At 35.7% G+C, this 23,173-nt stretch carries 20 protein-coding genes and 1 rRNA gene; 13 read left to right on the plus strand and 8 right to left on the minus strand.

All coding sequences use genetic code 11. The features are described from left to right. From BM350_RS19995 to dnaA, 7 genes are all read right to left on the minus strand, one after another. Positions 1-243 (minus strand): 16S ribosomal RNA (locus tag BM350_RS19995); the annotation flags it as partial. Between the two features lie 233 nt (positions 244-476). Beyond that, a complete protein-coding gene (gyrA, locus tag BM350_RS20000) occupies positions 477-2,942 on the minus strand; it encodes a DNA gyrase subunit A (protein WP_090916326.1) in 2,466 nt (821 codons plus the stop codon). A gap of 91 nt (positions 2,943-3,033) precedes the next feature. Beyond that, positions 3,034-4,956 carry a DNA topoisomerase (ATP-hydrolyzing) subunit B gene (gyrB, locus tag BM350_RS20005; protein ID WP_090916324.1) on the minus strand — a complete coding sequence of 641 codons (1,923 nt, stop codon included), beginning with the start codon at positions 4,954-4,956 and terminating at the stop codon, positions 3,034-3,036. A gap of 38 nt (positions 4,957-4,994) precedes the next feature. Further along, positions 4,995-6,122, minus strand: a complete 1,128-nt coding sequence (gene recF / locus BM350_RS20010; protein WP_090916322.1) for a DNA replication/repair protein RecF — start codon at positions 6,120-6,122, stop codon at positions 4,995-4,997. A 12-nt stretch (positions 6,123-6,134) separates the two neighbouring features. Further along, positions 6,135-6,347, minus strand: coding sequence for a S4 domain-containing protein YaaA (gene yaaA, locus BM350_RS20015; protein ID WP_090916334.1), 213 nt, complete (start codon positions 6,345-6,347; stop codon positions 6,135-6,137). Positions 6,348-6,474: 127 nt separating this feature from the next. Next, on the minus strand, positions 6,475-7,620 hold the full coding sequence (gene dnaN, locus BM350_RS20020) for a DNA polymerase III subunit beta (protein ID WP_090916320.1): 1,146 nt from the start codon (positions 7,618-7,620) through the stop codon (positions 6,475-6,477). 187 nt (positions 7,621-7,807) lie between these two features. Beyond that, positions 7,808-9,151, minus strand: coding sequence for a chromosomal replication initiator protein DnaA (gene dnaA, locus BM350_RS20025; RefSeq protein ID WP_090916318.1), 1,344 nt, complete (start codon positions 9,149-9,151; stop codon positions 7,808-7,810). 563 nt (positions 9,152-9,714) lie between these two features. Between dnaA and rpmH the strand changes: the two genes are divergently transcribed. The 10 genes from rpmH (at position 9,715) to BM350_RS20075 (ending at position 19,549) form a co-directional block, all read left to right on the plus strand. Beyond that, positions 9,715-9,849, plus strand: coding sequence for a 50S ribosomal protein L34 (rpmH, locus tag BM350_RS20030; RefSeq protein WP_000831901.1), 135 nt, complete (start codon positions 9,715-9,717; stop codon positions 9,847-9,849). Between the two features lie 77 nt (positions 9,850-9,926). Then, complete coding sequence (rnpA, locus tag BM350_RS20035; RefSeq protein WP_090916316.1) at positions 9,927-10,292, plus strand: ribonuclease P protein component; 366 nt, start codon at positions 9,927-9,929, stop codon at positions 10,290-10,292. A 39-nt stretch (positions 10,293-10,331) separates the two neighbouring features. Next, positions 10,332-11,099, plus strand: a complete 768-nt coding sequence (gene spoIIIJ, locus BM350_RS20040; protein ID WP_090916314.1) for a YidC family membrane integrase SpoIIIJ — start codon at positions 10,332-10,334, stop codon at positions 11,097-11,099. After that, positions 11,096-11,713 (plus strand): RNA-binding cell elongation regulator Jag/EloR, encoded by a 618-nt coding sequence (jag, locus tag BM350_RS20045; protein ID WP_090916312.1) that lies wholly within the window; start codon positions 11,096-11,098, stop codon positions 11,711-11,713. Before spoIIIJ ends, jag begins: the two co-directional genes overlap by 4 nt. Positions 11,714-12,092: 379 nt before the next feature. Next, positions 12,093-13,469, plus strand: a complete 1,377-nt coding sequence (mnmE, locus tag BM350_RS20050) for a tRNA uridine-5-carboxymethylaminomethyl(34) synthesis GTPase MnmE (protein ID WP_090916311.1) — start codon at positions 12,093-12,095, stop codon at positions 13,467-13,469. Between the two features lie 19 nt (positions 13,470-13,488). Beyond that, a complete protein-coding gene (gene mnmG, locus BM350_RS20055; RefSeq protein WP_090916309.1) occupies positions 13,489-15,378 on the plus strand; it encodes a tRNA uridine-5-carboxymethylaminomethyl(34) synthesis enzyme MnmG in 1,890 nt (629 codons plus the stop codon). 21 nt (positions 15,379-15,399) lie between these two features. Further along, positions 15,400-16,119, plus strand: a complete 720-nt coding sequence (gene rsmG / locus BM350_RS20060) for a 16S rRNA (guanine(527)-N(7))-methyltransferase RsmG (protein ID WP_090916307.1) — start codon at positions 15,400-15,402, stop codon at positions 16,117-16,119. 388 nt (positions 16,120-16,507) lie between these two features. Further along, positions 16,508-17,356, plus strand: coding sequence for a nucleoid occlusion protein (noc, locus tag BM350_RS20065; protein ID WP_090916305.1), 849 nt, complete (start codon positions 16,508-16,510; stop codon positions 17,354-17,356). 590 nt (positions 17,357-17,946) lie between these two features. After that, complete coding sequence (gene soj / locus BM350_RS20070) at positions 17,947-18,708, plus strand: sporulation initiation inhibitor protein Soj (RefSeq protein ID WP_090916303.1); 762 nt, start codon at positions 17,947-17,949, stop codon at positions 18,706-18,708. Next, entirely contained in the window at positions 18,701-19,549 is an 849-nt protein-coding gene (locus tag BM350_RS20075) for a ParB/RepB/Spo0J family partition protein (protein WP_170857746.1), read from the plus strand. The genes soj and BM350_RS20075 overlap by 8 nt, the downstream gene beginning before the upstream one ends. Before the next feature lie 21 nt (positions 19,550-19,570). Here the strand turns inward: BM350_RS20075 and yyaC are convergent, their stop codons facing one another. Beyond that, positions 19,571-20,167, minus strand: a complete 597-nt coding sequence (gene yyaC, locus BM350_RS20080) for a spore protease YyaC (RefSeq protein WP_090916299.1) — start codon at positions 20,165-20,167, stop codon at positions 19,571-19,573. A gap of 470 nt (positions 20,168-20,637) precedes the next feature. Here yyaC and BM350_RS20085 point away from each other — a divergent pair, with 470 nt between their 5' ends. From BM350_RS20085 to ychF, 3 genes are all read left to right on the plus strand, one after another. Beyond that, the gene (locus BM350_RS20085) at positions 20,638-21,486 is read left to right on the plus strand and encodes a mechanosensitive ion channel family protein (RefSeq protein ID WP_139207677.1); all 849 of its coding nucleotides are present in this window, start codon (positions 20,638-20,640) and stop codon (positions 21,484-21,486) included. 20 nt (positions 21,487-21,506) lie between these two features. Further along, a complete protein-coding gene (locus BM350_RS20090) occupies positions 21,507-21,704 on the plus strand; it encodes a DUF951 domain-containing protein (RefSeq protein ID WP_090916295.1) in 198 nt (65 codons plus the stop codon). Between the two features lie 220 nt (positions 21,705-21,924). Beyond that, positions 21,925-23,025 (plus strand): redox-regulated ATPase YchF, encoded by a 1,101-nt coding sequence (ychF, locus tag BM350_RS20095; protein WP_090916294.1) that lies wholly within the window; start codon positions 21,925-21,927, stop codon positions 23,023-23,025. Positions 23,026-23,173: the final 148 nt, after the last annotated feature.

Below are 23,173 nucleotides of genomic sequence, written 5' to 3' on the forward strand. Positions count from 1 at the left end.
AGGTCCATCTATAAGTGACAGCCGAAGCCGCCTTTCAATTTTGCACCATGCGGTGCAAAATGTTATCCGGTATTAGCCCCGGTTTCCCGGAGTTATCCCAGTCTTATAGGCAGGTTACCTACGTGTTACTCACCCGTCCGCCGCTAACTTCTTAAGAGCAAGCTCTTAATCGGTTCGCTCGACTTGCATGTATTAGGCACGCCGCCAGCGTTCATCCTGAGCCAGGATCAAACTCTCCAATAAAGTTTGTCTAGCATCATAAATAAAAATTGACGTTTCACGTTGTTTGTTTCGTTTAGTTTTCAAAGTTCAATGCCGCGTTTTAGCGACCTTTATAATATAACATGACATTCTGTTTCCGTCAACAATTTCTTTTAACTTTTCATTAACTAAAATTGCTGACTCCGCTTATTATATACATTTTCTAATTTATAAGCAAGTCCTATTTTCAAAAAAAATAAGGGAGAGGTTCTCCCTTATTCTTCTTCATTTCCTTGATTCTCTTCTTCATCTTCTTTTTGTGCTTTTGCCACTGTCGCGACTTCCTGATCGCCCTCTAAACGAATTAAACGAACACCTTGTGTATTACGTCCCATTTGAGAAATTTGATCAACTGGCATACGAATTAACACACCCGCTGCTGTAATAAGCATAATATCTTCTTCGCCGTGCACAGACTTAACAGCAATTAACTTACCATTTTTATCTGTAATATTACATGTTTTAAGCCCTTTACCACCGCGACTTTGTAAACGATATTCCTCAACTGGAGTACGTTTACCATAACCATTTTTCGTAACAATTAAAACATCCATACTTTCTTCTACAATTTCCATACCCACAACTTGATCTTCATCGCCGAGTGTAATAGCTTTAACACCCGCTGCATTACGTCCCATTGACCGAACATCTTGTTCATGGAAACGAATTAACATCCCATTGCTCGTCCCAACAATCATATCTTTTTCACCCGTTGTTAAACGGACAGAAATTAATTCATCTTCTTCACGAAGAGAAATAGCAATTAAACCATTGTTACGAATATTAGCAAATGAGGAAAGCGGCGTTCTTTTTGCAATACCGTATTTTGTTGTAAAGAATAAAAATTGGTTATCATTAAATTCTCGGATTGGGATAATCGCATTTACCCATTCATCTTTATCTACTTCTAATAAGTTAATAATCGGTATGCCTTTTGCTGTCCGACTATACTCAGGAATTTCATACCCTTTTGTACGGTATACTTTCCCTTTGTTTGTAAAGAATAAAATGTGATCATGTGTAGATGTTGTTAACAAATGTTCTACAAAATCATCATCGTTTGTCCCCATACCTTGAACTCCACGTCCACCACGATTTTGCGTTTTGTACGTCGAAGCTGGTAATCGTTTCACATATCCATTATGAGTAAGTGTGATTACAATGTTTTGCTCTGGAATTAAATCTTCATCCTCGATTGCTTCCATACCGCCAATTGTAATTTCTGATCTTCGTGTATCATTGAAGCGATCTTTAACTTCTGTTAATTCTTCACGAATAATTTCAAGAACTTTCTCTTCATCTGCGAGAATTGCTTTTAACTCCGCAATCAATGCAAGTAGTTCTTGATATTCTTGTTCGATTTTTTCACGCTCTAACCCTGTTAAACGTTGCAAACGCATATCTAAAATTGCTTGTGCTTGCTTTTCACTTAAACCAAAACGTTCCATTAATCCTTGCTTTGCAATGTCTGCTGTCTTCGAATTACGAATTAGAGTAATTACTTCATCAAGATGATCTAACGCGATGCGTAAACCTTCTAAAATATGAGCACGAGCTTCTGCTTTCTCTAATTCATATGCAGTACGTCTACGGATAACAACCTTTTGATGCTCCAAGTAATGATATAGACATTCTTTTAAATTTAATACTTTTGGTTCCCCATTTACGAGCGATAGCATATTAATACCAAAGCTTGTCTGAAGTGCTGTATGTTTATATAAGTTATTCAATAACACATTTGCATTTACATCTCGTCGTAATTCCATGACGATACGCATACCATTTCGATCTGATTCATCACGTAAATCTGTAATACCATCAATCTTTTTGTCTCGAACAAGCTCCGCAATCTTTTCAATCAACCTTGCTTTATTCACTTGATATGGTAGTTCAGTTACAATAATAGATTGTTTCCCATTTGCCTTCTCTTCGATCTCTACTCTTGCACGAAGAATTACTGTACCACGCCCTGTTTCATACGCTCTTCGAATTCCACTCCGTCCAAGAATTTGACCAGCTGTTGGGAAATCTGGGCCGGGAATATACTCCATTAATTCTGCGATTGTAATCTCCGGATTGTGACTTAACGCTAATACCCCATCAATTACTTCACCAAGCTGATGCGGCGGAATATTCGTTGCCATCCCAACGGCAATACCAGTTGCACCATTTACTAATAAATTAGGAAAGCGTGCAGGTAATACAATTGGTTCTCTTTCTGAACCATCATAGTTATCTTGATAATCAATTGTATTTTTGGTGATATCACGCAATAATTCCATAGAAATCTTGGACATTTTTGCCTCTGTATAACGCATCGCAGCTGCCGAATCACCATCGACAGAACCGAAATTACCATGCCCGTTTACTAGCATATAACGTTGACTAAAGTCTTGGGCCATTCGCACCATTGTTTCATATACCGCTGAATCACCGTGTGGATGATACTTACCAATTACTTCACCAACAATACGCGCTGATTTCTTATACGCTTTATCGGCAGTAATCCCTAAATCATTCATTGCATATAAAACCCTACGATGTACAGGTTTTAGCCCATCTCGAACATCTGGCAGTGCACGAGATACGATAACGCTCATCGCATAATCTAAAAACGAGGTACGCATTTCCTGGCTAATATTAATTTCTCGAATTCGGCCTTGTTGTTGGTTGTCTGACATCAACCAGCACCTCCTCATTACATTTCCGATCGATATATCATGTTCATTTATACGTAGAAGACAGGAATACTCCGATTCCTGTCATCAGTCATTAAATATCAAGGTTTTTCACATATTTTGCATTTTCTTGGATAAAGTTACGACGTGGTTCAACTTTATCACCCATTAAAATTTCAAATGTTTCATCTGCTTCAATTGCATCTTGAAGCGAAACTTGAAGAAGTGAACGTACTTCTGGATCCATTGTTGTTTCCCATAGCTGCGTTGGATTCATTTCTCCAAGACCTTTATAGCGCTGAATACCTGGCTTTGGCTGTTTCGGAAGCTCCGCTAATATCGTTTCAAGTTCTCTATCATTGTAAGCATACTCAACTCGCTTACCTTGTTGCACTTTATATAATGGTGGCTGTGCAATATATACATAACCGTGCTCAAGAATTTGACGCATATAACGATAGAAGAACGTTAATAATAGGGTGCGAATATGAGCACCGTCGACGTCAGCATCAGTCATAATAATAACTTTATGATAACGTGCCTTTTCAATATCAAAGTCTCCGCTAATACCCGTACCAAGCGCAGTAATAATTGTACGTACTTCATCGTTTGATAAAATTTTATCTAAACGAGCTTTTTCAACGTTAATAATTTTCCCTTTAAGCGGTAAAATCGCTTGGAAATGACGATCGCGCCCTTGCTTTGCTGAACCACCCGCTGAATCACCCTCTACGATATAAATTTCACTAATAGAAGGATCTTTAGAAGAGCAATCTGCAAGTTTTCCCGGTAGGCTTGATACTTCTAGCGCACTTTTTCTACGTGTTAATTCACGAGCCTTTTTCGCTGCTACACGCGCGCGTGCTGCCATCGTTCCCTTATCTACAATTTTCCGAGCGACATTTGGATTTTCAAGTAAAAACTTTTCAAGTGCTTCAGAGAAAACTGATTCCGTAATTGTTCTTGCTTCGCTATTTCCAAGTTTCGTTTTCGTTTGTCCTTCAAATTGTGGATCTGGGTGTTTAATGGATACAATGGCTGTTAAACCTTCACGAACATCTTCACCAGTTAAATTACTATCAGCATCTTTTAAAATATTATTTTTTCGACCATAATCATTAATTACACGTGTTAATGCTGTTTTAAATCCTACTTCATGCGTACCACCTTCATACGTATGAATATTATTTGTAAATGAATAAATGTTCGTTGTATATCCTTCGTTATATTGAAGAGCAACCTCAACTTGAATTCCATCTTTTGAACCTTCTACATATACTGGTTCTTCATGTATTGGTTCTTTAGAGCGATTTAAATGCTCAACATAAGACTTAATTCCGCCTTCATAATGGAATTCTTTCTTTTGTTTATGTTCACGTTTATCTTCAATTGTTAGTTTAATATTACGATTTAAAAACGCTAGTTCTCGTAAACGAGTTGCTAATGTATCAAATTCATATTCCGTAGTTTCAGTAAAAATTTCTGCATCTGGTTTGAAACGCGTCACTGTTCCTGTGTGATCTGTATCCCCAATCACCTTTAAGTCTGCAACTGGAATACCACGTTCATACTTTTGATAATGGATTTGCCCATCACGATGAACAAATACCTCTAACTCCGTTGATAATGCATTCACGACAGAAGCACCTACACCATGTAAACCGCCAGAAACTTTATAACCGCCTCCGCCGAATTTACCGCCTGCATGAAGAACAGTCATAATAACTTCTACAGCGGGGCGCCCCATTTTCTCGTGCGTACCAACTGGAATACCACGACCATTATCTGTTACTGTAATACTATTATCTCCTTCAATAACTAGATTAATCTCATCACAATATCCTGCTAATGCCTCGTCAATACTATTATCAACAATTTCCCATACAAGGTGATGAAGACCTTTTCCACTCGTCGAACCAATGTACATCCCTGGACGTTTTCGAACTGCTTCTAGTCCTTCCAACACCTGTATTTGACTTTCATCATATGCATTCTCTTGCATTTGCTTTTGTTCCATTGACACAAAGATCACCTACTTTTCCATTTAGACAGAAGTTATTTATCTTCTTCTCCACAATCCACTGTGCCGTTCGTTACATGAATTGTTTTTGCTTGCTTTAATGTATCATGCTCAATTCCATCAACACTTGTCGTTGTTACAAACGTTTGCACTTTTCCTTGAATCGTATTAAGCAGATGTGATTGCCTGTAATCATCTAGTTCCGATAACACATCATCTAATAAAAGGATTGGATATTCGTTAACTTCTGAATAAATCAATTCGATCTCAGCTAACTTCAGGGAAAGCGCGGTCGTTCGTTGTTGTCCTTGCGAACCAAAAACTTGAACATTTTTCCCATTAACGAAGAATTGCAAATCGTCACGATGAGGCCCAATTAAGGTTGTACCACGGAAGATTTCACGTTGTTTCACAGATTGGAAACTTTCATAGTATACTTCTTCTATTTTCGACAAATCCATGGATTCTGATACATCTATGCTTGGTTTATAAACTATTTCTAATTCTTCAAGTCCTCTGCTAATGCCTCGATGAATTGGAGCTGCCCATTCTTGCAATAGACGCAAAAATTCAAAACGTTTTTTTAACACTTTTACACCATGTTCAACGAGTTGAAGTGTAAACACATCTAGCATAGCTTCATCACTCTTACTGCTTCCTTGCATTTTTTTAAGCAAATGATTACGCTGAGTAAGGACTTTTTGATATTGACTTAATTCATACAAATACACAGGAGCTATTTGTCCAAGCTCCATGTCTAAAAACCGTCTTCGTACTTGAGGACTTCCTTTGACAAGGTTTAAATCTTCTGGTGCAAACATAACAACATTCATCACACCAATATATTGACTTAATTTTTGTTGCTCAAGTTGATTTAACTTTGCCTTTTTTCCTTTCTTGGAAATGTTTAGCTCTAAAGACAAAGAGTTGTTTCTTTTTTGTAGTTTCCCTTTTATTTTACCATAATCCTCATCCCATCGGATAAGTTCACGATCATTAGAAGTTCGATGAGATTTCGCCATCGCTAATACGTAGATCGCTTCCATCAAATTGGTTTTTCCTTGCGCATTTTCACCAATAATTACGTTTACTTTATCTTCGAAGGAGAGATCTAACTTCTCGTAATTGCGATAGTTTTGTAAATGTAATTCTGTAATATACAAAGGGATCCCCCTTTATCCTTGAACTTGAAATGTTCCGATCTCCGGAATTTCAATAATGTCATTTGTATATAATTTTCGGCCTCGTCGATTTTCAAGCTCTTTATTTACATACACTTCGTACTCTTGTAAAAACCACTTTACCGCTCCGCCTGTATCAATCACGTCAGCCAGTTTTAAAAATTGTCCTAATGTAATATATTCTGTCGAAATTTCAATACGTTTCATCATAAATCGCTCACTTTCTAAAAGTGTTCATTCTTTCATTGTACTAAATAAACAAGCATTAGGAAAGTAATAGCGAGAAATCAAAAGGGTTACCAGTAGATTTGCACTAGTAACCCTTATCATAATTTTAGTACGTACGTACTGGTAAAATTAATTGAATGATGGATTCATCGTTCACAGTACGAATTAAAAATGGTCTCATCGCACCAGTAAAACTAACTTTGATCTCTGTACTATCCAACGCTTTTAATGCATCCATCATATATTTTGCACTAAACGAAATTTTTAACTCTTCCCCAGCAAATTGCTCACATTGAACTTCTTCTACTACTTTTCCGATTTCTGGAGAATTCGATGAAATTTCCAACATTTGATTTTCTAAAGTTGATAATTTTACAACATTATTACGTCCATCTCTCGCTAATAATGATGCTCGATCAATTGCTTGCAAAAATTCTTTTGTATTTACGAAAATATCTGTTTTACTATCAGGCGGAATTAATCTTGTAGTATCAGGATAGCTACCTTCTAATAGTCTAGAGAAAAATAATAAATGCTTTGTACGGAATAAAACTTGATACTCCGTTATAACAATATCTACCATCTCTTCTGACTCATCAAGAATTTTACTTAACTCATTTAAACTTTTTCCTGGAATAACAACATTAGCTTGGAATTCATTTGCAATAGTTTGTCCTGCGATTTTCGCTTTACGAAGTGCTAAGCGATGACTATCTGTTGCAATACAAGTCAACTCGCTGTTATATATTTTCCAGTTTACACCTGTCAAGATCGGGCGTGTTTCTGATGTAGATACAGCAAATACAGTTTGACGAATCATATGTTTTAAAAGATCTGTTGGGATTTGAAATACATGATGCTCTTCAATCTGTGGTAATAATGGATATTCAGCTGAATCTAAACCATTTAGATTAAACTCAGATTTTCCAGATTTTATTTTTGTCATAAAATGACTTTCTACAGAAATTTCAACTGTATCTTTCGGTAATTTTTTTACAATTTCACTGAAATATTTTGCTTGTAAAATAATACTTCCATGTTGTTTTATTTCTACAATTTCTTTTCCATCTTCTTCAACTGGGATAAAAGATTCAATGGATATATCTGCGTCACTACCTGTTAATGTAACACCTTCTTCATTTGCTACAATTTTAATCCCTGTAAGAATTGGAATTGTTGTACGAGAGGAAACAGCTTTCATTACATCTTGTACACTTCTGACAAGGTAGTCTTTTTGAATTAAAAAATGCATATCGAAAACCTCCGGTAAGTATAAAATTAAGTTTATTTAATAATAATAAAAAATTAGTAGTAATAGTAATAGTGCTTGTGGATATGTGGATAACTCATTGGAAAGACGGAAAAACAGTCTATCTACATGTGGATAGACTGTGTGTAAAACAAGAAAAGTTATTCACGTTGTTCACATTATTTAATTATTACTTTAAAATATCGTGAATTTCTTCGAGTTGTCTTTGTAATTGTGTATCTGTTTTTAACAGTTTTGAAATTTTTTCATGGGCATGAATGACTGTAGTATGATCACGTCCTCCAAATTCTTCACCGATTTTTGGTAAAGAGGAATCAGTTAATTCACGAGACAGATACATTGCAATTTGACGAGGGAAAGCGACAGATTTTGTGCGCTTTTTTGCTTTAAAGTCTTCTAATTTTACTTGGAAAACATCCCCTACAGCCTTCTGAATGTCATAAATTGAAATAATTTTTGGTTTTGAATTTGGAATAATATGTTTTAGTGCCTCAGCAGCTAAATCTGCATTAATATCCTTATTAATTAAAGAAGAATACGCTACAACACGAATTAGGGCGCCTTCTAATTCACGAATGTTAGAGTCGATTTGATTGGCGATATAAAGCATAACTTCATTCGGGATATCAAGCCCCTCAGCTTTTGCTTTCTTACGTAAAATCGCAATCCTTGTTTCTAAATCTGGAGGAGTAATATCTGTAATGAGTCCCCATTCAAAACGTGAGCGTAAGCGATCTTCTAGTGTTGGAATTTCTTTTGGTGGACGATCACTTGAAATTACAATTTGTTTACTTTCTTCGTGCAATGCATTAAACGTATGGAAGAACTCTTCTTGCGTCTGTTCTTTTCCAGCAAGAAATTGAATATCATCTATAAGCAGAACATCGACGTTTCGATATTTATTGCGAAAATCGACTGCTTTATTATCACGAATAGAATTAATAAACTCATTTGTAAATTTTTCAGATGATAGATAAACGACTTTTGCGTTTGGATTATGTTCGATGACATAATGACCGATCGCATGCATTAAATGTGTCTTTCCGAGTCCGACTCCCCCGTAAATAAATAAGGGATTGTATGCTTTAGCGGGTGCTTCCGCTACAGCTAAAGAAGCAGCATGGGCAAAACGATTGCCAGAACCTATTACAAAAGTATCAAATATATATTTAGGATTAAGCATACTTTGTGGGAAATGATTAGGTTCATCATGCATTGTTTTATTCTTTTGAACAGGAGGATAGTCAAATTCCTCTTCTGTTTGACTTTGTGGAATGATAAAGCGAATTGTAAGTTCTGCTCCCATTAAATGAATAATTGTTTCTGAAATAAGATCAGAATAATGGGATTCCAACCAATCACGTGCAAATTCATTTGGCGCAGTAATTGTTAATACGTCCTTTTTTAAAGAATACGCTTTTGTAGACTTAAGCCATGTTTCATAACTAGGCTTACTCACTTTTTTTTCTAATTCTTTTAAGGTGCTATTCCATAAATCCGAAATATTTTCCAAAGGTGTCCCTCCTTTACAAAAGATGATGAGTAAATAGGATGTTTAATATTTGTATAACGTAAACGGAAAGTGCTGTATATTTATACGTAACACTTTTTAAAAGAAAAAAAGTGCTTGAAATACGAAATAGAGTTTTCGACAAAAAAACATACTGTGGAAAACTTTTTATACACATGTGATTATACATGTCCACAAGTTATACACAAATTGTGGATAAATAACAATTAGAAAAAACTTGTCCAAGGTGAAAACACAACTATAATATCAAAAAAAGATAGCGTTAGCAATGTATTTCGGAAAGTTATCCACAAAATCAATACCTTGTGGAATAAACTTGTCCACAATACGATATACTGTGTAAAAAAGAAAAAAATATTTGTGGATAGAAAAAAGTGGCGAAAAAAATTATCCACAACAAATAGATTCTGCTGTGAACAACATTGTGAATAGGGAGAAAATGAATATTTGATTAAAATTTTTAGAAGCATTGACATTCTCCTAACAAATTAACTATAATTTATAGGACTGTCTTTAACAGTTATTCCTCAGGGAGGTGTCATATAATGAAAAGAACTTATCAACCAAATAAACGTAAGCGCAGCAAAGTACATGGTTTCCGTAGCCGTATGAGCACAGCGAACGGACGTAAAGTTCTAGCAGCTCGTCGTCGTAAAGGTAGAAAAGTATTATCTGCGTAGGCCACTGATCGTTCAGTGGTCTTTTTTCTAGTAATTATGAATTTTCCACTGGCGAAATACAGGAGTGTTCAATTGATATGAAGAAAAAGAATCGTGTAAAGAAGAATGAGGAATTTCAAGCTGTTTTTCAAAATGAAAAATCAAATGCCAATCGTCAATTTGTCATATATCAGTTAGAGAAGCCTGATCAACCGTATTTTCGAATTGGTCTTTCCGTTAGTAAGAAATTAGGGAATGCAGTCGTGCGTAATCGCATTAAACGTATGATCCGTCAAGCCTTTACAGAATTAAAAGATGAGATAGATTCTGGAAAAGATTTTGTTATAATAGCAAGGAAGCCTTGTTCAGATATGAACTATGAACAATTAAAGAAAAGCTTAATTCATGCTCTGCAGCGCTCAGGAGTTAAACGAGCAAAAAGTGACGAAAAAAGAGGAAAATGAATTACACTATATACATACCGAAATAAGGAGGAGCAGGCTGTGAAAAAAAAGATAGGTTTACTAGTCATGCTTATTGCTGTTATGGCAATTGCTGCTGGCTGTAATCAAACAAATCAGCCGATTACATCGCAAAGTACGGGAATTTGGAATGAATATTTCGTATATCCACTTTCTCAGTTAATCACGTATTTTGCAAAATTATTTGGCAATAACTATGGTTTAGCGATTGTTGTTACGACTCTTATCATTCGTTTTGCTTTATTACCATTAATGATTAAGCAAACGAAGAGTACGAAAGCAATGCAAGTGTTACAACCTGAAATGGCAAAATTAAAAGAAAAATATAGCTCTAAAGACCAAGCAACTCAACAAAAATTACAACAAGAAATGATGCAATTGTATCAAAAACATGGTATCAATCCATTAGCAGGTTGTTTACCAATATTTATTCAAATGCCAATTTTATTTGCATTTTATCATGCAATTATCAGAACATCAGAAATTAAACAACATAGTTTTTTATGGTTTGATTTAGGTCATGCTGATCCATATTATATTCTTCCAATTGTTGCAGCGATTACAACGTTTATTCAACAAAAGCTTGCAATGGCTGGTACTGCTGGACAAAATCCACAAATGGCAATGATGCTTTGGCTTATGCCTATTATGATTTTAGTTTTCGCAATTAACTTCCCAGCTGCATTATCTCTTTACTGGGTAGTAGGTAACATCTTTGGTATCGCTCAAACATATTTGATCAAAGGGCCGGATCTTAAGGCTAGTAAGGCAGGAGGATCAAGTAAGTGAGTATGATTACTGCTAAAGGACAAACAGTCGAACTGGCAGTGCAATTCGCATTAGAACAATTGCAAGTATCAAGAGATAAAGTTGAGATACATGTCATTGATGAAGGGAAAAAAGCTTTTCTTGGTTTTATTGGAGGACGGTCTGCTATTGTAGAGGTCATTGTAAAAAAAGATCCTGTAGAAGAAGCAGAACTTTATTTGAAAAGTATCATAAAAGAAATGGATGTTGATGTAACTGTTGGAGTAGATGTAAAAGGGCGTGATATCCACTTTACACTTTCTGGTAGTGATGTTGGTGTAATGATTGGAAAAAGAGGGAATATATTAAATTCTTTACAATATGTAACAAAACTTGTTGCGAATCGTAGCACGAAACAATATATCGGTGTAACAATCGATGCTGAAAATTATCGTGATAAACGAAAAAATACGTTAGAATCGCTTGCGCTTCGGTTAGCAAAGCAAGTTAGCAATACGAAAAAAAGGGTTGTGTTAGAACCGATGCCTTCTTTTGAAAGAAAAATTATACATCAAGCACTTTCGAATCATCCATATGTGATTACGACGTCTGAAGGTAAAGAACCACATCGACATGTTGTTGTATCTCCGAAATAAAATGAAACTTCCATCCTGAGGAATTGATTCTAGAGGGCTGGCTAGTTGAACAAACCAGTCTCTTATAGGTAACCTATCTGCTTTACATTTCTTAGAAGATTGAAGTAGGAGTTTTACTGCCTTTTAGAGCGGGATAAACCGGTAACTCGTTTGAGTGCCGGTTTTTTACTGGATAAAATATAAAGGCAGAGAATGAGCTGTGGATAAATAAATCGCACTAAACTTATGCACAGTGGATAAGTTTAGTGCGATTTAGGTGAGGACATAATAAAATAAGTTATTATTCTTTTTTACGCAGTTTTGTTATGGTATCCTAATAATTTAGTGAAAGAAAAAACGTGTTGAAATATAGAGAAATAAGCAAGTGAGGTGAAAGAACATGGAATTTGATACAATTGCTGCGATTTCTACAGCTCTTGGGGAAGGTGCAATTGCCATTGTTCGAGTAAGTGGAGATGATGCGGTAGAGAAGGTAAACCGTATTTTTAAAGGGAAAGATTTAACAACAGTTCCATCTCATACGATTCAGTATGGGCATATTGTGGATTTAGATACAAATAAAGTTATTGAAGAAGTTATGGTTTCAATTATGCGGGCACCAAAGACATTTACGCGTGAAGATATTGTTGAGATAAATTGTCATGGTGGCCTTGTTTCTGTAAATAAAGTATTACAGCTTATTTTATCACAAGGTGTTCGTTTAGCAGAGCCTGGAGAATTTACAAAGCGTGCTTTTTTAAATGGGCGTATTGACTTATCGCAAGCAGAAGCGGTTATGGATTTAATTCGCGCTAAAACAGATCGTGCAATGAATGTTGCGATTAATCAAATGGAAGGTCGATTATCAAAATTAATTGGTCGTTTGCGACAAGAAATTTTAGAAACGTTAGCTCATGTAGAAGTGAACATTGATTATCCGGAATACGATGACGTAGAAGAAATGACTCATGGTGTTTTAATTGAGAAGGCAACCTATGTTAAATCAGAAATTGAAAAGTTGTTACAAACTTCAAAGCAAGGGAAAATTTTGCGTGAAGGAATTGCAACGGCTATTATCGGAAGACCGAATGTTGGAAAGTCATCGCTATTAAATAGCCTTGTACAAGAAAAGAAAGCAATTGTAACAGATATAGCAGGAACAACCCGAGATGTTATTGAAGAATATGTGAACGTGCGCGGTGTACCTCTTAAACTTATTGATACAGCTGGTATTCGTGAGACAGAGGATATTGTAGAACAAATTGGTGTCGAGCGTTCAAAAGAGATGATGACTAAAGCAGATCTAGTTCTTCTTGTTGTCAATTATAGCGAAGCGTTAACAAGTGAAGATGAAGAGTTATTCCGAGCGGTGCAAGGGAAAGACTTTATCGTCATTGTAAATAAAACAGATTTACCGCAGCGAATTGATATGGAGTATGTTACAAAATTAGCTGGTTCAGCTCGTGTTATTGCAACAGCTTTACTGGAAGAGAAAGGTGTAGATGAGCTAGAACAGGCAATTGCTGATCTCTTCTTTGAAGGAACAATTGAAGCAGCTGATATGACATATGTATCGAATGCTCGTCACATTGGTTTATTAACACAAGCAGAAAAGACGATTGGTGATGCAATCGCGGCTATTCATAGCGGCGTGCCGATTGACATGGTGCAGATTGATTTAACAAGAACGTGGGAAATACTCGGTGAAATTACGGGAGACACTGTACACGAAAGTTTAATTGATCAGTTATTCTCTCAATTTTGTTTAGGAAAGTAATTGTAAGGAGGAATAGAAAATGGGATACAACGCTGGTTCTTATGATGTTATTGTAATCGGTGCGGGCCATGCAGGATGTGAAGCCGGTTTGGCAGCAGCTCGTATGGGAGCAAAAACATTAATGTTAACAATTAACTTAGATATGGTTGCGTTTATGCCGTGTAACCCTTCAGTTGGTGGACCTGCAAAGGGAATTGTTGTTCGTGAAATTGATGCGCTTGGCGGCGAGATGGGAAAAAATATTGATAAAACACATATTCAAATGCGTATGCTAAATACAGGAAAAGGTCCAGCGGTACGTGCACTTCGTGCCCAAGCAGATAAATTTGCGTATCAGCATGAATTGAAAAAAACAATCGAAGAAACGCCGAATTTAACATTATGTCAAGCGATGGTTGAACGCTTAGTTGTAGAAGATGGTGTATGTAAAGGTGTTGTTACACAAACTGGAGCAGAATATACAGCGAAAACAGTTGTTATTACAACAGGTACGTTTTTACGCGGTGAAATTATCGTTGGGGATTTAAAATATTCAAGCGGTCCCAATAATCAACAACCATCTGTGAAATTATCGGAGCATCTAGAAGATCTTGGATTTGAGCTAGTTCGTTTTAAAACAGGTACGCCTCCGCGTGTAGATAGTAGTACAATTGATTATAGTAAAACAGAAATTCAACCAGGTGATGATACACCACGTGCGTTCTCTTTTGAAACAACAAAGTTTATCATGGATCAAATTCCATGCTGGTTAACGTATACAAGTGAAGAAACGCATCGTTTAATTGATGGAAACTTACATCGTTCCGCTATGTATTCTGGCATGATTAAAGGAACAGGCCCACGATATTGTCCTTCCATTGAAGATAAGGTTGTTCGTTTCCATGATAAGCCACGTCATCAAATTTTCTTAGAACCAGAAGGTCGTAATACACAGGAAGTATACGTACAAGGCTTATCGACAAGTTTACCAGAAGATGTACAACGTGAGATGTTAAAGACTATTCCTGGCCTAGAGAACGTAGAGATGATGCGTACAGGATATGCAATTGAATATGACGCAATTGTACCAACGCAGCTGTGGCCAACACTTGAAACAAAGAAAATACAAAATTTATATACAGCAGGCCAAATTAATGGAACATCTGGTTATGAAGAAGCGGCAGGGCAAGGTTTAATGGCGGGTATTAATGCTGCGTGCCGTTCATTAGGTAAAAAAGAAGTGATTTTAAATCGTTCAGATGCATACATTGGTGTTTTAATCGACGATTTAGTTACAAAAGGTACAAATGAACCATATCGTCTATTAACATCCCGTGCAGAATACCGATTATTATTACGCCATGACAACGCAGACCTGCGTTTAACAGAGATTGGCCATGAAATTGGTTTAATTCCAGAAGAACGTTATGAACGTTTTACAACAAAGAAAGAGAAAATTGAAAAAGAAAAAGAACGTTTAGTAAGTATTATTATTAAGCCGCGTCCTGAAGTACAAGAGCTCATTCGCGGAGCTGGTGGAAGCGAGCTAAAGGATGGTATACGTGCGAGCGATTTATTACGTCGTCCAGAAATGACATATGAGCATATTCATCTTCTTGCTCCAAGTGAAGTAGAAGTTAGTGCTGAAGTAGCAGAGCAAGTTGAGATTCAGCTTAAATATGAAGGATATATTGAAAAATCTTTACAACAAGTAGAACGTATGAAGCGTATGGAAAGCAAAAAGATTCCGGTTGATATTGATTACGATGCAATTTCTGGAATAGCTTCTGAAGCACGTCAAAAATTAAAAGATGTCCGTCCGCTATCTATGGGGCAAGCATCTCGTATTTCTGGGGTAAATCCAGCTGATATTTCCATTTTACTTGTGTATATAGAACAAGGAAAAATTGCACGAGTATCGAACCAATAAATAGTTAGGAGATATAGCGAGATGAATATAGAACAATTTCAATCTATGCTAGTAGAAAGAGGGATTACTCTTTCTACTAGGCAGTTAGAACAATTCGAAATCTATTTTGAGACATTAGTTGAATGGAATGAAAAAATGAACTTAACAGCAATTACGGAGAAAGAAGAAGTGTATTTAAAACACTTTTTTGATTCTATTACAGCTGCTTTCCATCATGACTTTTCAAAGCCATTTTCTATTTGTGATGTGGGTGCAGGAGCGGGATTTCCTAGTATTCCATTAAAAATATGTTTTCCAAATTTAAAAATTACAATTGTCGACTCCTTGCAAAAGCGCATTACGTTTTTAAATCATTTAGCAACAAAATTAGAATTACAAGACGTAGCATTTTGTCATGATCGTGCTGAAACATTTGGACAAAAAGAAGGAGTACGTGAATCTTTTGATATTGTAATGGCACGCGCCGTTGCGCGCCTTTCTGTCTTAAGTGAATTGTGTTTACCGCTTGTGAAAGTAGGGGGAACATTTATTGCAATGAAAGGTGCAGCTGCAAACGAAGAAATTGAAAATGGTAAGTATGCTCTGCAATTGCTTGGTGGTGAATTGAAGAGTATGTCTACGTTTAAATTACCATTCGAGGAAAGTGAACGTAACATTTTATTGATTGAGAAAAAGAGAAAAACGCCAAAGAAATATCCTCGTAAGCCAGGAACACCGAATAAATTACCTATTGAAAAATAAATCTTATTAGACGTAAGATTAAGTTATATATCAGTAAGCTAATTTATCAGCACTGATGATTAGTTGAACGAATCGGGCTTTTACAGGCAGTTATCCACCACCTATCTTTTTAGATTTCTTACAATATTGAGGCGTGGGCTTACTGCCCGTTAGAGCGAAAAAAATAAAGTGAAACTTTGATTAGTAGGGAGGCTGCACTTCTCACTAATCGCTAGTTCAACAAATTGGGCTTTTGCGGACAGCTTATCTCCACCTTTCTTCTTTGTGTATGGAAAAACTTTGAGATGGGGATATTACTGCCCACGAATAGCGGGATAAAAACGTAAATGTTTCACATGGAACATTTTTGTATAGAGTATTCAATAGGATTCAAGGTGGTGGAATATGTATGAAAAACACATTTTCTCGTTTATTTGGCTTTGGAGACAAAGAGGCTGAATTAGCGTTACAAGAAGAAAGCCGTGAAGAAATTAAACAAATTGCGTTAGCAAATATCATTCCAAATCGCTATCAGCCACGGACAATTTTTGATGATGCTCGTATTGAAGAGCTTGCTCTTACAATTCATACACATGGATTAATTCAACCAATTGTTGTTCGAAAGTATGAAGGGGATAAATATGAGATTATCGCTGGTGAAAGACGTTTTCGAGCTGCTACAAAATTAGGTTGGGAAACTGTTCCGGCTATTATAAAAAATTTGAACGATACTGAGACCGCTTCTGTTGCTTTAATTGAAAACTTGCAACGAGAAGAACTTACAGCAATTGAAGAAGCTGTTGCTTATCAGAAGTTAATTGAATTACATAATTTAACGCAAGAAGCATTAGCGCAGCGACTAGGTAAAGGGCAATCTACAATTGCGAACAAGTTAAGACTATTAAAGTTACCTGAAGAGATTAAACAAGCGCTATTAGAGAAGAGTATTACAGAACGTCATGCTCGTGCTCTTATTCCACTTAAAAATGAAGAGATTCAATTAAAGGTTTTACAGGAAATTGTTGAAAAGCAATTGAATGTGAAACAAGCAGAAGATAGAATTGCTAAATTGTTAGAAGAAACGAAACCGAAACGAAAAGCAAAACAAAAAGCGGTAAGCCGTGATATGCGTATTGCAATGAATACCATTCGTCAATCTTTACAAATGGTTGCGAATAGTGGCTTAAATGTGAATTCAGAAGAAGAAGAATTTGATGAATACTATCAAATTACAATTAAAATTCCAAAAAAGAAGTAAGAAAACAGAAAGACCTCAATCATTGAAAGAGGTCTTTTTGTTTTGTCACGCATTAAAAACTATATAAATTCAAATTGAAAAATGACAAAACCCCCTCTCTTTTTAGATGAGCGAGAGCATCTGGCCATGCATAGAAGCGATCAGGGCTTTTTCCTACCACATATGAAGTTCAAACAAAGGGACAAAGCGAGTGAAAGATCCTTTTTTCTGTATAGCAGCAATCTATATGTTGAAAAATCAAAATGGATTTATATAGTAAGGTCTTACTGATGGAAGTTTCACTTTATCCCGCTACTAATGGGCAGTAATATCTCTCACCTTTAAGATTTCAAGGAAAACAAAGAAGCAAGGTGAAAGATAACTGCCCGTAAGAGCCCGATTGGTTCAACTAACCATCAACGGGGAATAAAGCATCCCGCCGATGGAAGTTTCACTTTATAAGTACTATATTTTCTTTTAAAATTAAGAAGGAGTTTGTAAATAAATTTTGAAGTTTAATATACAGAAACAAAAGAAGCGTGATTGTTTCATGTTAAAATGAAAATAATCATTTGTAGAATAAGATATAAAGGTTGAAAGTAGGTGACATCATGGGGAAAATCATTGCCATTGCTAATCAAAAAGGTGGGGTTGGAAAGACAACAACATCGGTAAATTTAGGAGCTGGATTGGCACAAGTAGGAAAAAAAGTACTTCTTGTTGATATTGATGCACAAGGGAATGCAACGACAGGAGTCGGAATTGAAAAATCAGATTTAAATGAATGTATTTATAATGTGCTTGTAGAAGACATGGACGTTCGTGTTGTTATACAACGAACAACAACTGAGAATTTAGATGTACTCCCTGCTACCATTCAACTAGCAGGAGCCGAGATAGAACTTGTACCGACAATTTCCCGGGAAGTTCGCCTGCAGCGTGCACTGAAGCCGATTCGTGATGAATATGATTATATTATTATTGATTGTCCCCCATCTTTAGGTTTATTAACCATTAATGCATTAACTGCTGCAGATTCTGTTATTATTCCTGTTCAATGTGAGTATTATGCCCTAGAGGGGTTAAGTCAATTATTAAATACAGTTCGCCTTGTACAAAAGCATTTAAATAAAAATTTAGCAATTCAAGGTGTTTTACTAACAATGCTAGACGCTCGTACAAATTTAGGGTTACAAGTAATTGATGAAGTGAAGAAATACTTCCGAGATAAAGTATATAGATCCATTATTCCGCGTAATGTACGTTTAAGTGAAGCACCGAGTCATGGAAAGCCAATTATGATGTATGATGCTAAGTCAAGGGGGGCAGAAGTGTATTTAGATTTAGCGAAGGAAGTGATTGCAGGTGGCTAAAGGACTAGGAAGAGGAATTAATGCGTTTTTTCCAGATTTAGATGTGAAAGAGGGAGAAACAATTCAAGAATTGCAAGTAAATCAATTACGTCCTAACCCATATCAGCCGCGTAAATATTTTCATAGTGAAGCAATTCAAGAGTTAGCGTTATCAATTAAAGAACATGGGATTTTACAACCTCTTATTGTTCGGAAAAGTATTAAAGGATATGAAATCGTTGCAGGAGAACGGAGATTTCGTGCTGCAAAAGAAGCAAAGCTTAAAACAGTTCCTGCTGTTGTTCGAGAGTTAAATGATCAACAAATGATGGAGTTTGCGCTACTAGAGAATTTGCAACGTGAAGATTTAACGCCTATTGAAGAAGCATTAGCTTATCAAATGCTCATGGAAGAGCTTAAGGTAACGCAAGAACAGTTAGCAAAGCGGCTTGGAAAAAGCAGACCACATATTGCAAATCACATTCGTTTACTTTCTCTCCCACTTTTCGTACAAGAAATGATTGTAAATGGAAGCATTTCTATGGGACATGGACGAACACTACTTGCATTAAAAGATAAAACAAAAATCAATAGTTTATTACAACGAATTAAAGAAGAAGGATTAAATGTCCGTCAGTTGGAACAAATTATTCAGCAGATGAATGAATATGTTTCACGTGAAACAAAGAAACAAAAACCACAAAGAAATATCTTTTTTGAGGAACAAGAAACGGTGTTACGAGAACGATTTGGAACATCGGTGAAAATTAAAGAAACGAAACAAGAAAAAGGAAAAATTGAAATTCAATTTTTCAATAAAGATGATTTGCAACGCATTTTAGAGATTTTATCGGGAGAATGATAAAAAATAAACCATCTTCGATTATAGATGGTTTATTTTTTTCATTACAGCAATTTTTTTATCGATTTCAATAATACTTTCGGCAATGCCAGTAGCCATTTTCATAACAAGATTTAGTCTTGTATTTTGTAGTACAAAAAATTCCATAAAACCATTTAAATTTACAATACCATGAATATGCATATCACCAATTGCGGGAAGGTTTTTATTCATAGCTGCTCCAGGCTTACTAGGCCCTTTTCCAACTGTAATTGAACCAATGTTTTGTGATTTTCCTAGACAGGCATCAATTGCAATAATAAAGGGATTTATAAATGATTTGTGTATTTCTGTAATTGTTTCTTCCAAATTTAAAGCATGGACGGGTGATTCTAATGTTCCGTATAAATGGAAATTTTGAATGTTGTGATCTTGTAGTTTTGAACCAACAAGGGGTCCTAATGCATCACCAGTTGAGCGATCTGTTCCGATACAAAGTATAATAAGTGGAGAATCTTGTTCGATTGGGAGATGAGAAAGTAGAAAACTACTAATGGTTTGATTGCAATTCACATCATGATACATAACTTGCTGCGAATCTTTTTCAAAAAAAGGTAAACGAAAACTTCCGATATTCACGAAGCATCCATCCTTTTTAATAGAATTTAGTGTATTTCATATAAACCTGATTTTTGCATATTACATATTTCTCTTGAGGTAATGACTATTTTACTTTTAATTTAGGAGAAACATCATTTTATGTTAGGTAATAATTAGAAAGTATTTCTAGTATTCCTATTGTGCAGATGTCGCTTTCTTATAGGATAAGATCGTTTCAAAAGATGTGATATGGGCAGAAGAGAAGGATACTCTTGTATTTAGAGATTTATAAAGTATAAAAAAGGATGAAGCGTATCATGTAGTCTGGAGAATACTAGTACTAGTATATAAAAAAATGTGTTATTTTATACCTTATGGAGTGCGAAAATAAAAGTGTATGAAAGAACTTTTTTCGTAAAATAAGGAGAAATTCTGTTACAATGAATAATGAATATGAGATAGAAAGGTAGGTCGCGATGAAAGGACTTCACGACTTATATACAGACTTTATGAATTGGTTATTAGATATAGGATTATGGGAGAAAATTGGTCTTGGTTTACTGAAACTCATACTTATTTGGCTTATTTCGAGTGTAGTTATTCGAGTTGGTAGAGTGATTATTCGTAATGCTTTCAAAATGAAGGCCAAATCGCCAATTCAAATTTCCGAAAGACGAACGATGACAGTAGCGAAATTATTAGAAAACATTTTAACATATGTCATCTTTTTCATTGTAATAATTGCGATTTTAGGGGTATTTGGAATTGATACAAAAGGATTATTAGCCGGTGCAGGGGTTGTTGGTTTGGCGGTTGGTTTCGGTGCGCAAAACTTAGTCAAAGACGTTATCACTGGATTCTTTATTTTATTAGAGGATCAATTTTCAGTAGGGGACTATGTCCGCCTAGGTCAATTTGAAGGAGTTATTCAAGAAATTGGTTTACGTACAACAAAAATGAAGAAATGGACAGGAGAAATTCACATTATTCCAAATGGAAGTATTAAGGAAGTAACAAATTTCTCTGTTAGTAATAGCGTTGCCTTTGTAGATGTATCTATTTCATATGAAAGTGATATTGAACATGCAGAACAAGTTCTTGAAAAATTGTTAGATGAATTACCAACAAGGTATGAGCAAATGGTTACTCGTCCGCAATTATTAGGTGTACAGAGTTTAGCAGCATCAGAGGTTGTTTTGAGGGTTACAGCTGAAGTAGAACCGATGGAACATTTTGCGGTAGCGAGAGCACTTCGTAAAGAAATTAAAAATCGCCTAGATTTACATGGGATTGAAATTCCATATCCGCGTATGGTTCTATACAATCGTGAAGAGCTGATGAATGAAAAAGTAAATTAGCAGTGAGAGGAGCTTAGGGAATGGAGCAAAAACAATATAACTTGCATGACGTAGTGGAAATGAAGAAAGCTCATCCATGTGGCGAAAATCGCTGGAAGATTATCCGTATGGGAATGGACATCCGTATTAAGTGCGAGGGGTGTGACCATTCAGTATTAATTCCTCGAAGAGAATTTGATCGTAAGGTGAAGAAAGTACTTGTAAAGCATGAAGAATAGATGAAATAGGAAACAGCGGCATTGTTGCTGCTGTTTTTTATTTAGCGATTAATGGGCAGTAAGATTCTCGCTTCAAATTTGTAAAGAATCCGCAGAAGATAGAAGGAGAGAAATTGTCTGTAAAAGATTATTCGTTTCACTTGATAAATTTGGATGAAGCTTGTCATTTTATTCGTTACTAACTATAATGATGGAAGATTGAGTCATAGGAGTGAATTATATGGGATTAACGGCTGGTATCGTTGGATTGCCGAACGTAGGTAAGTCAACACTATTTAATGCAATTACACAAGCAGGTGCAGAATCTGCGAACTACCCATTCTGTACAATAGATCCAAACGTTGGAATCGTAGAAGTTCCAGATCATCGTTTAAATAAATTAACTGAGCTTGTAGAACCGAAGAAAACTGTGCCAACTGTCTTTGAATTTACAGATATCGCAGGTATTGTAAAAGGTGCGAGTAAAGGGGAAGGATTAGGAAATAAATTCTTATCTCATATTCGTCAAGTAGATGCAATTTGCCAAGTAGTTCGTTGTTTTGAAGATGAGAATATTACGCATGTAGCAGGAAAAGTAGATCCAATTGCAGATATTGAAACAATTAATTTAGAGCTTATTTTAGCGGATTTAGAATCTGTTGATAAGCGTCTTGAACGCGTTACAAAATTAGCGAAACAAAAAGATAAAGATGCTGTATTTGAACATGAAATTTTAGTTCGCTTAAAAGAAGCATTTGAAGAAGGAAATCCGGCTCGTACAGTTGAATTTACTGAAGAGCAAATGAAAGTAGTAAAAGGTCTTCATTTATTAACAATAAAAGAAATGCTATATGTAGCAAACGTTTCTGAAGACGATGTAATCGATCCGTCTGGAAATGAATATGTACAAATTGTAAAAGAGTTTGCTGCAAAAGAAAATTCACAAGTAATTGTTGTTTGTGCAAAAATTGAATCAGAAATTTCTGAGTTAGACGAGGAAGAGAAAAAAGTCTTCCTTGAAGAGCTGGGTATTGAAGAATCTGGTCTTGATCAACTAATTCGCGCAGCATATGATTTATTAGGATTGGCTACTTATTTTACAGCTGGAGTACAAGAAGTTCGTGCTTGGACATTTAAAACAGGAATGAAAGCACCGCAATGCGCTGGAATCATTCATACAGATTTTGAACGTGGATTTATTCGTGCAGAAACAGTATCTTATGACGATTTAATGGAAAATGGTTCGATGACAGCTGCTAAAGAAGCTGGAAAAGTACGCTTAGAAGGAAAAGAATACATTATGAAAGACGGAGATGTTGTACACTTCCGCTTTAATGTATAATCTTTTATTTCCTAGGAAAAATAAAGTATCTAACTTGGCAAATTCACTGGATTTGCCAAGTTTTTTATGTTTTCGTGAGTTGATTCCTCTAACTTACTATGATATAATCTAAACTCGTGAGTAATTACTATAAATTAATTGCTCCTTG

Origin of the sequence: Bacillus sp. 103mf (assembly GCF_900116295.1) — a bacterium.
Classification (GTDB): Bacteria; Bacillota; Bacilli; order Bacillales; family Bacillaceae_G; genus Bacillus_A; species Bacillus_A bruguierae.

Coding starts and splice junctions, on each gene's coding strand:
- gyrA (WP_090916326.1), bottom strand. CDS start 2,942: ATGTCAGACAACCAACAACAAGGCCGAATTCGAGAAATTAATATTAGC.
- gyrB (WP_090916324.1), bottom strand. CDS start 4,956: ATGGAACAAAAGCAAATGCAAGAGAATGCATATGATGAAAGTCAAATA.
- yaaA (WP_090916334.1), bottom strand. CDS start 6,347: ATGAAACGTATTGAAATTTCGACAGAATATATTACATTAGGACAATTT.
- dnaN (WP_090916320.1), bottom strand. CDS start 7,620: ATGCATTTTTTAATTCAAAAAGACTACCTTGTCAGAAGTGTACAAGAT.
- rpmH (WP_000831901.1), top strand. CDS start 9,715: ATGAAAAGAACTTATCAACCAAATAAACGTAAGCGCAGCAAAGTACAT.
- rnpA (WP_090916316.1), top strand. CDS start 9,927: ATGAAGAAAAAGAATCGTGTAAAGAAGAATGAGGAATTTCAAGCTGTT.
- mnmE (WP_090916311.1), top strand. CDS start 12,093: ATGGAATTTGATACAATTGCTGCGATTTCTACAGCTCTTGGGGAAGGT.
- mnmG (WP_090916309.1), top strand. CDS start 13,489: ATGGGATACAACGCTGGTTCTTATGATGTTATTGTAATCGGTGCGGGC.
- rsmG (WP_090916307.1), top strand. CDS start 15,400: ATGAATATAGAACAATTTCAATCTATGCTAGTAGAAAGAGGGATTACT.
- noc (WP_090916305.1), top strand. CDS start 16,508: ATGAAAAACACATTTTCTCGTTTATTTGGCTTTGGAGACAAAGAGGCT.
- soj (WP_090916303.1), top strand. CDS start 17,947: ATGGGGAAAATCATTGCCATTGCTAATCAAAAAGGTGGGGTTGGAAAG.
- BM350_RS20085 (WP_139207677.1), top strand. CDS start 20,638: ATGAATTGGTTATTAGATATAGGATTATGGGAGAAAATTGGTCTTGGT.
- BM350_RS20090 (WP_090916295.1), top strand. CDS start 21,507: ATGGAGCAAAAACAATATAACTTGCATGACGTAGTGGAAATGAAGAAA.
- ychF (WP_090916294.1), top strand. CDS start 21,925: ATGGGATTAACGGCTGGTATCGTTGGATTGCCGAACGTAGGTAAGTCA.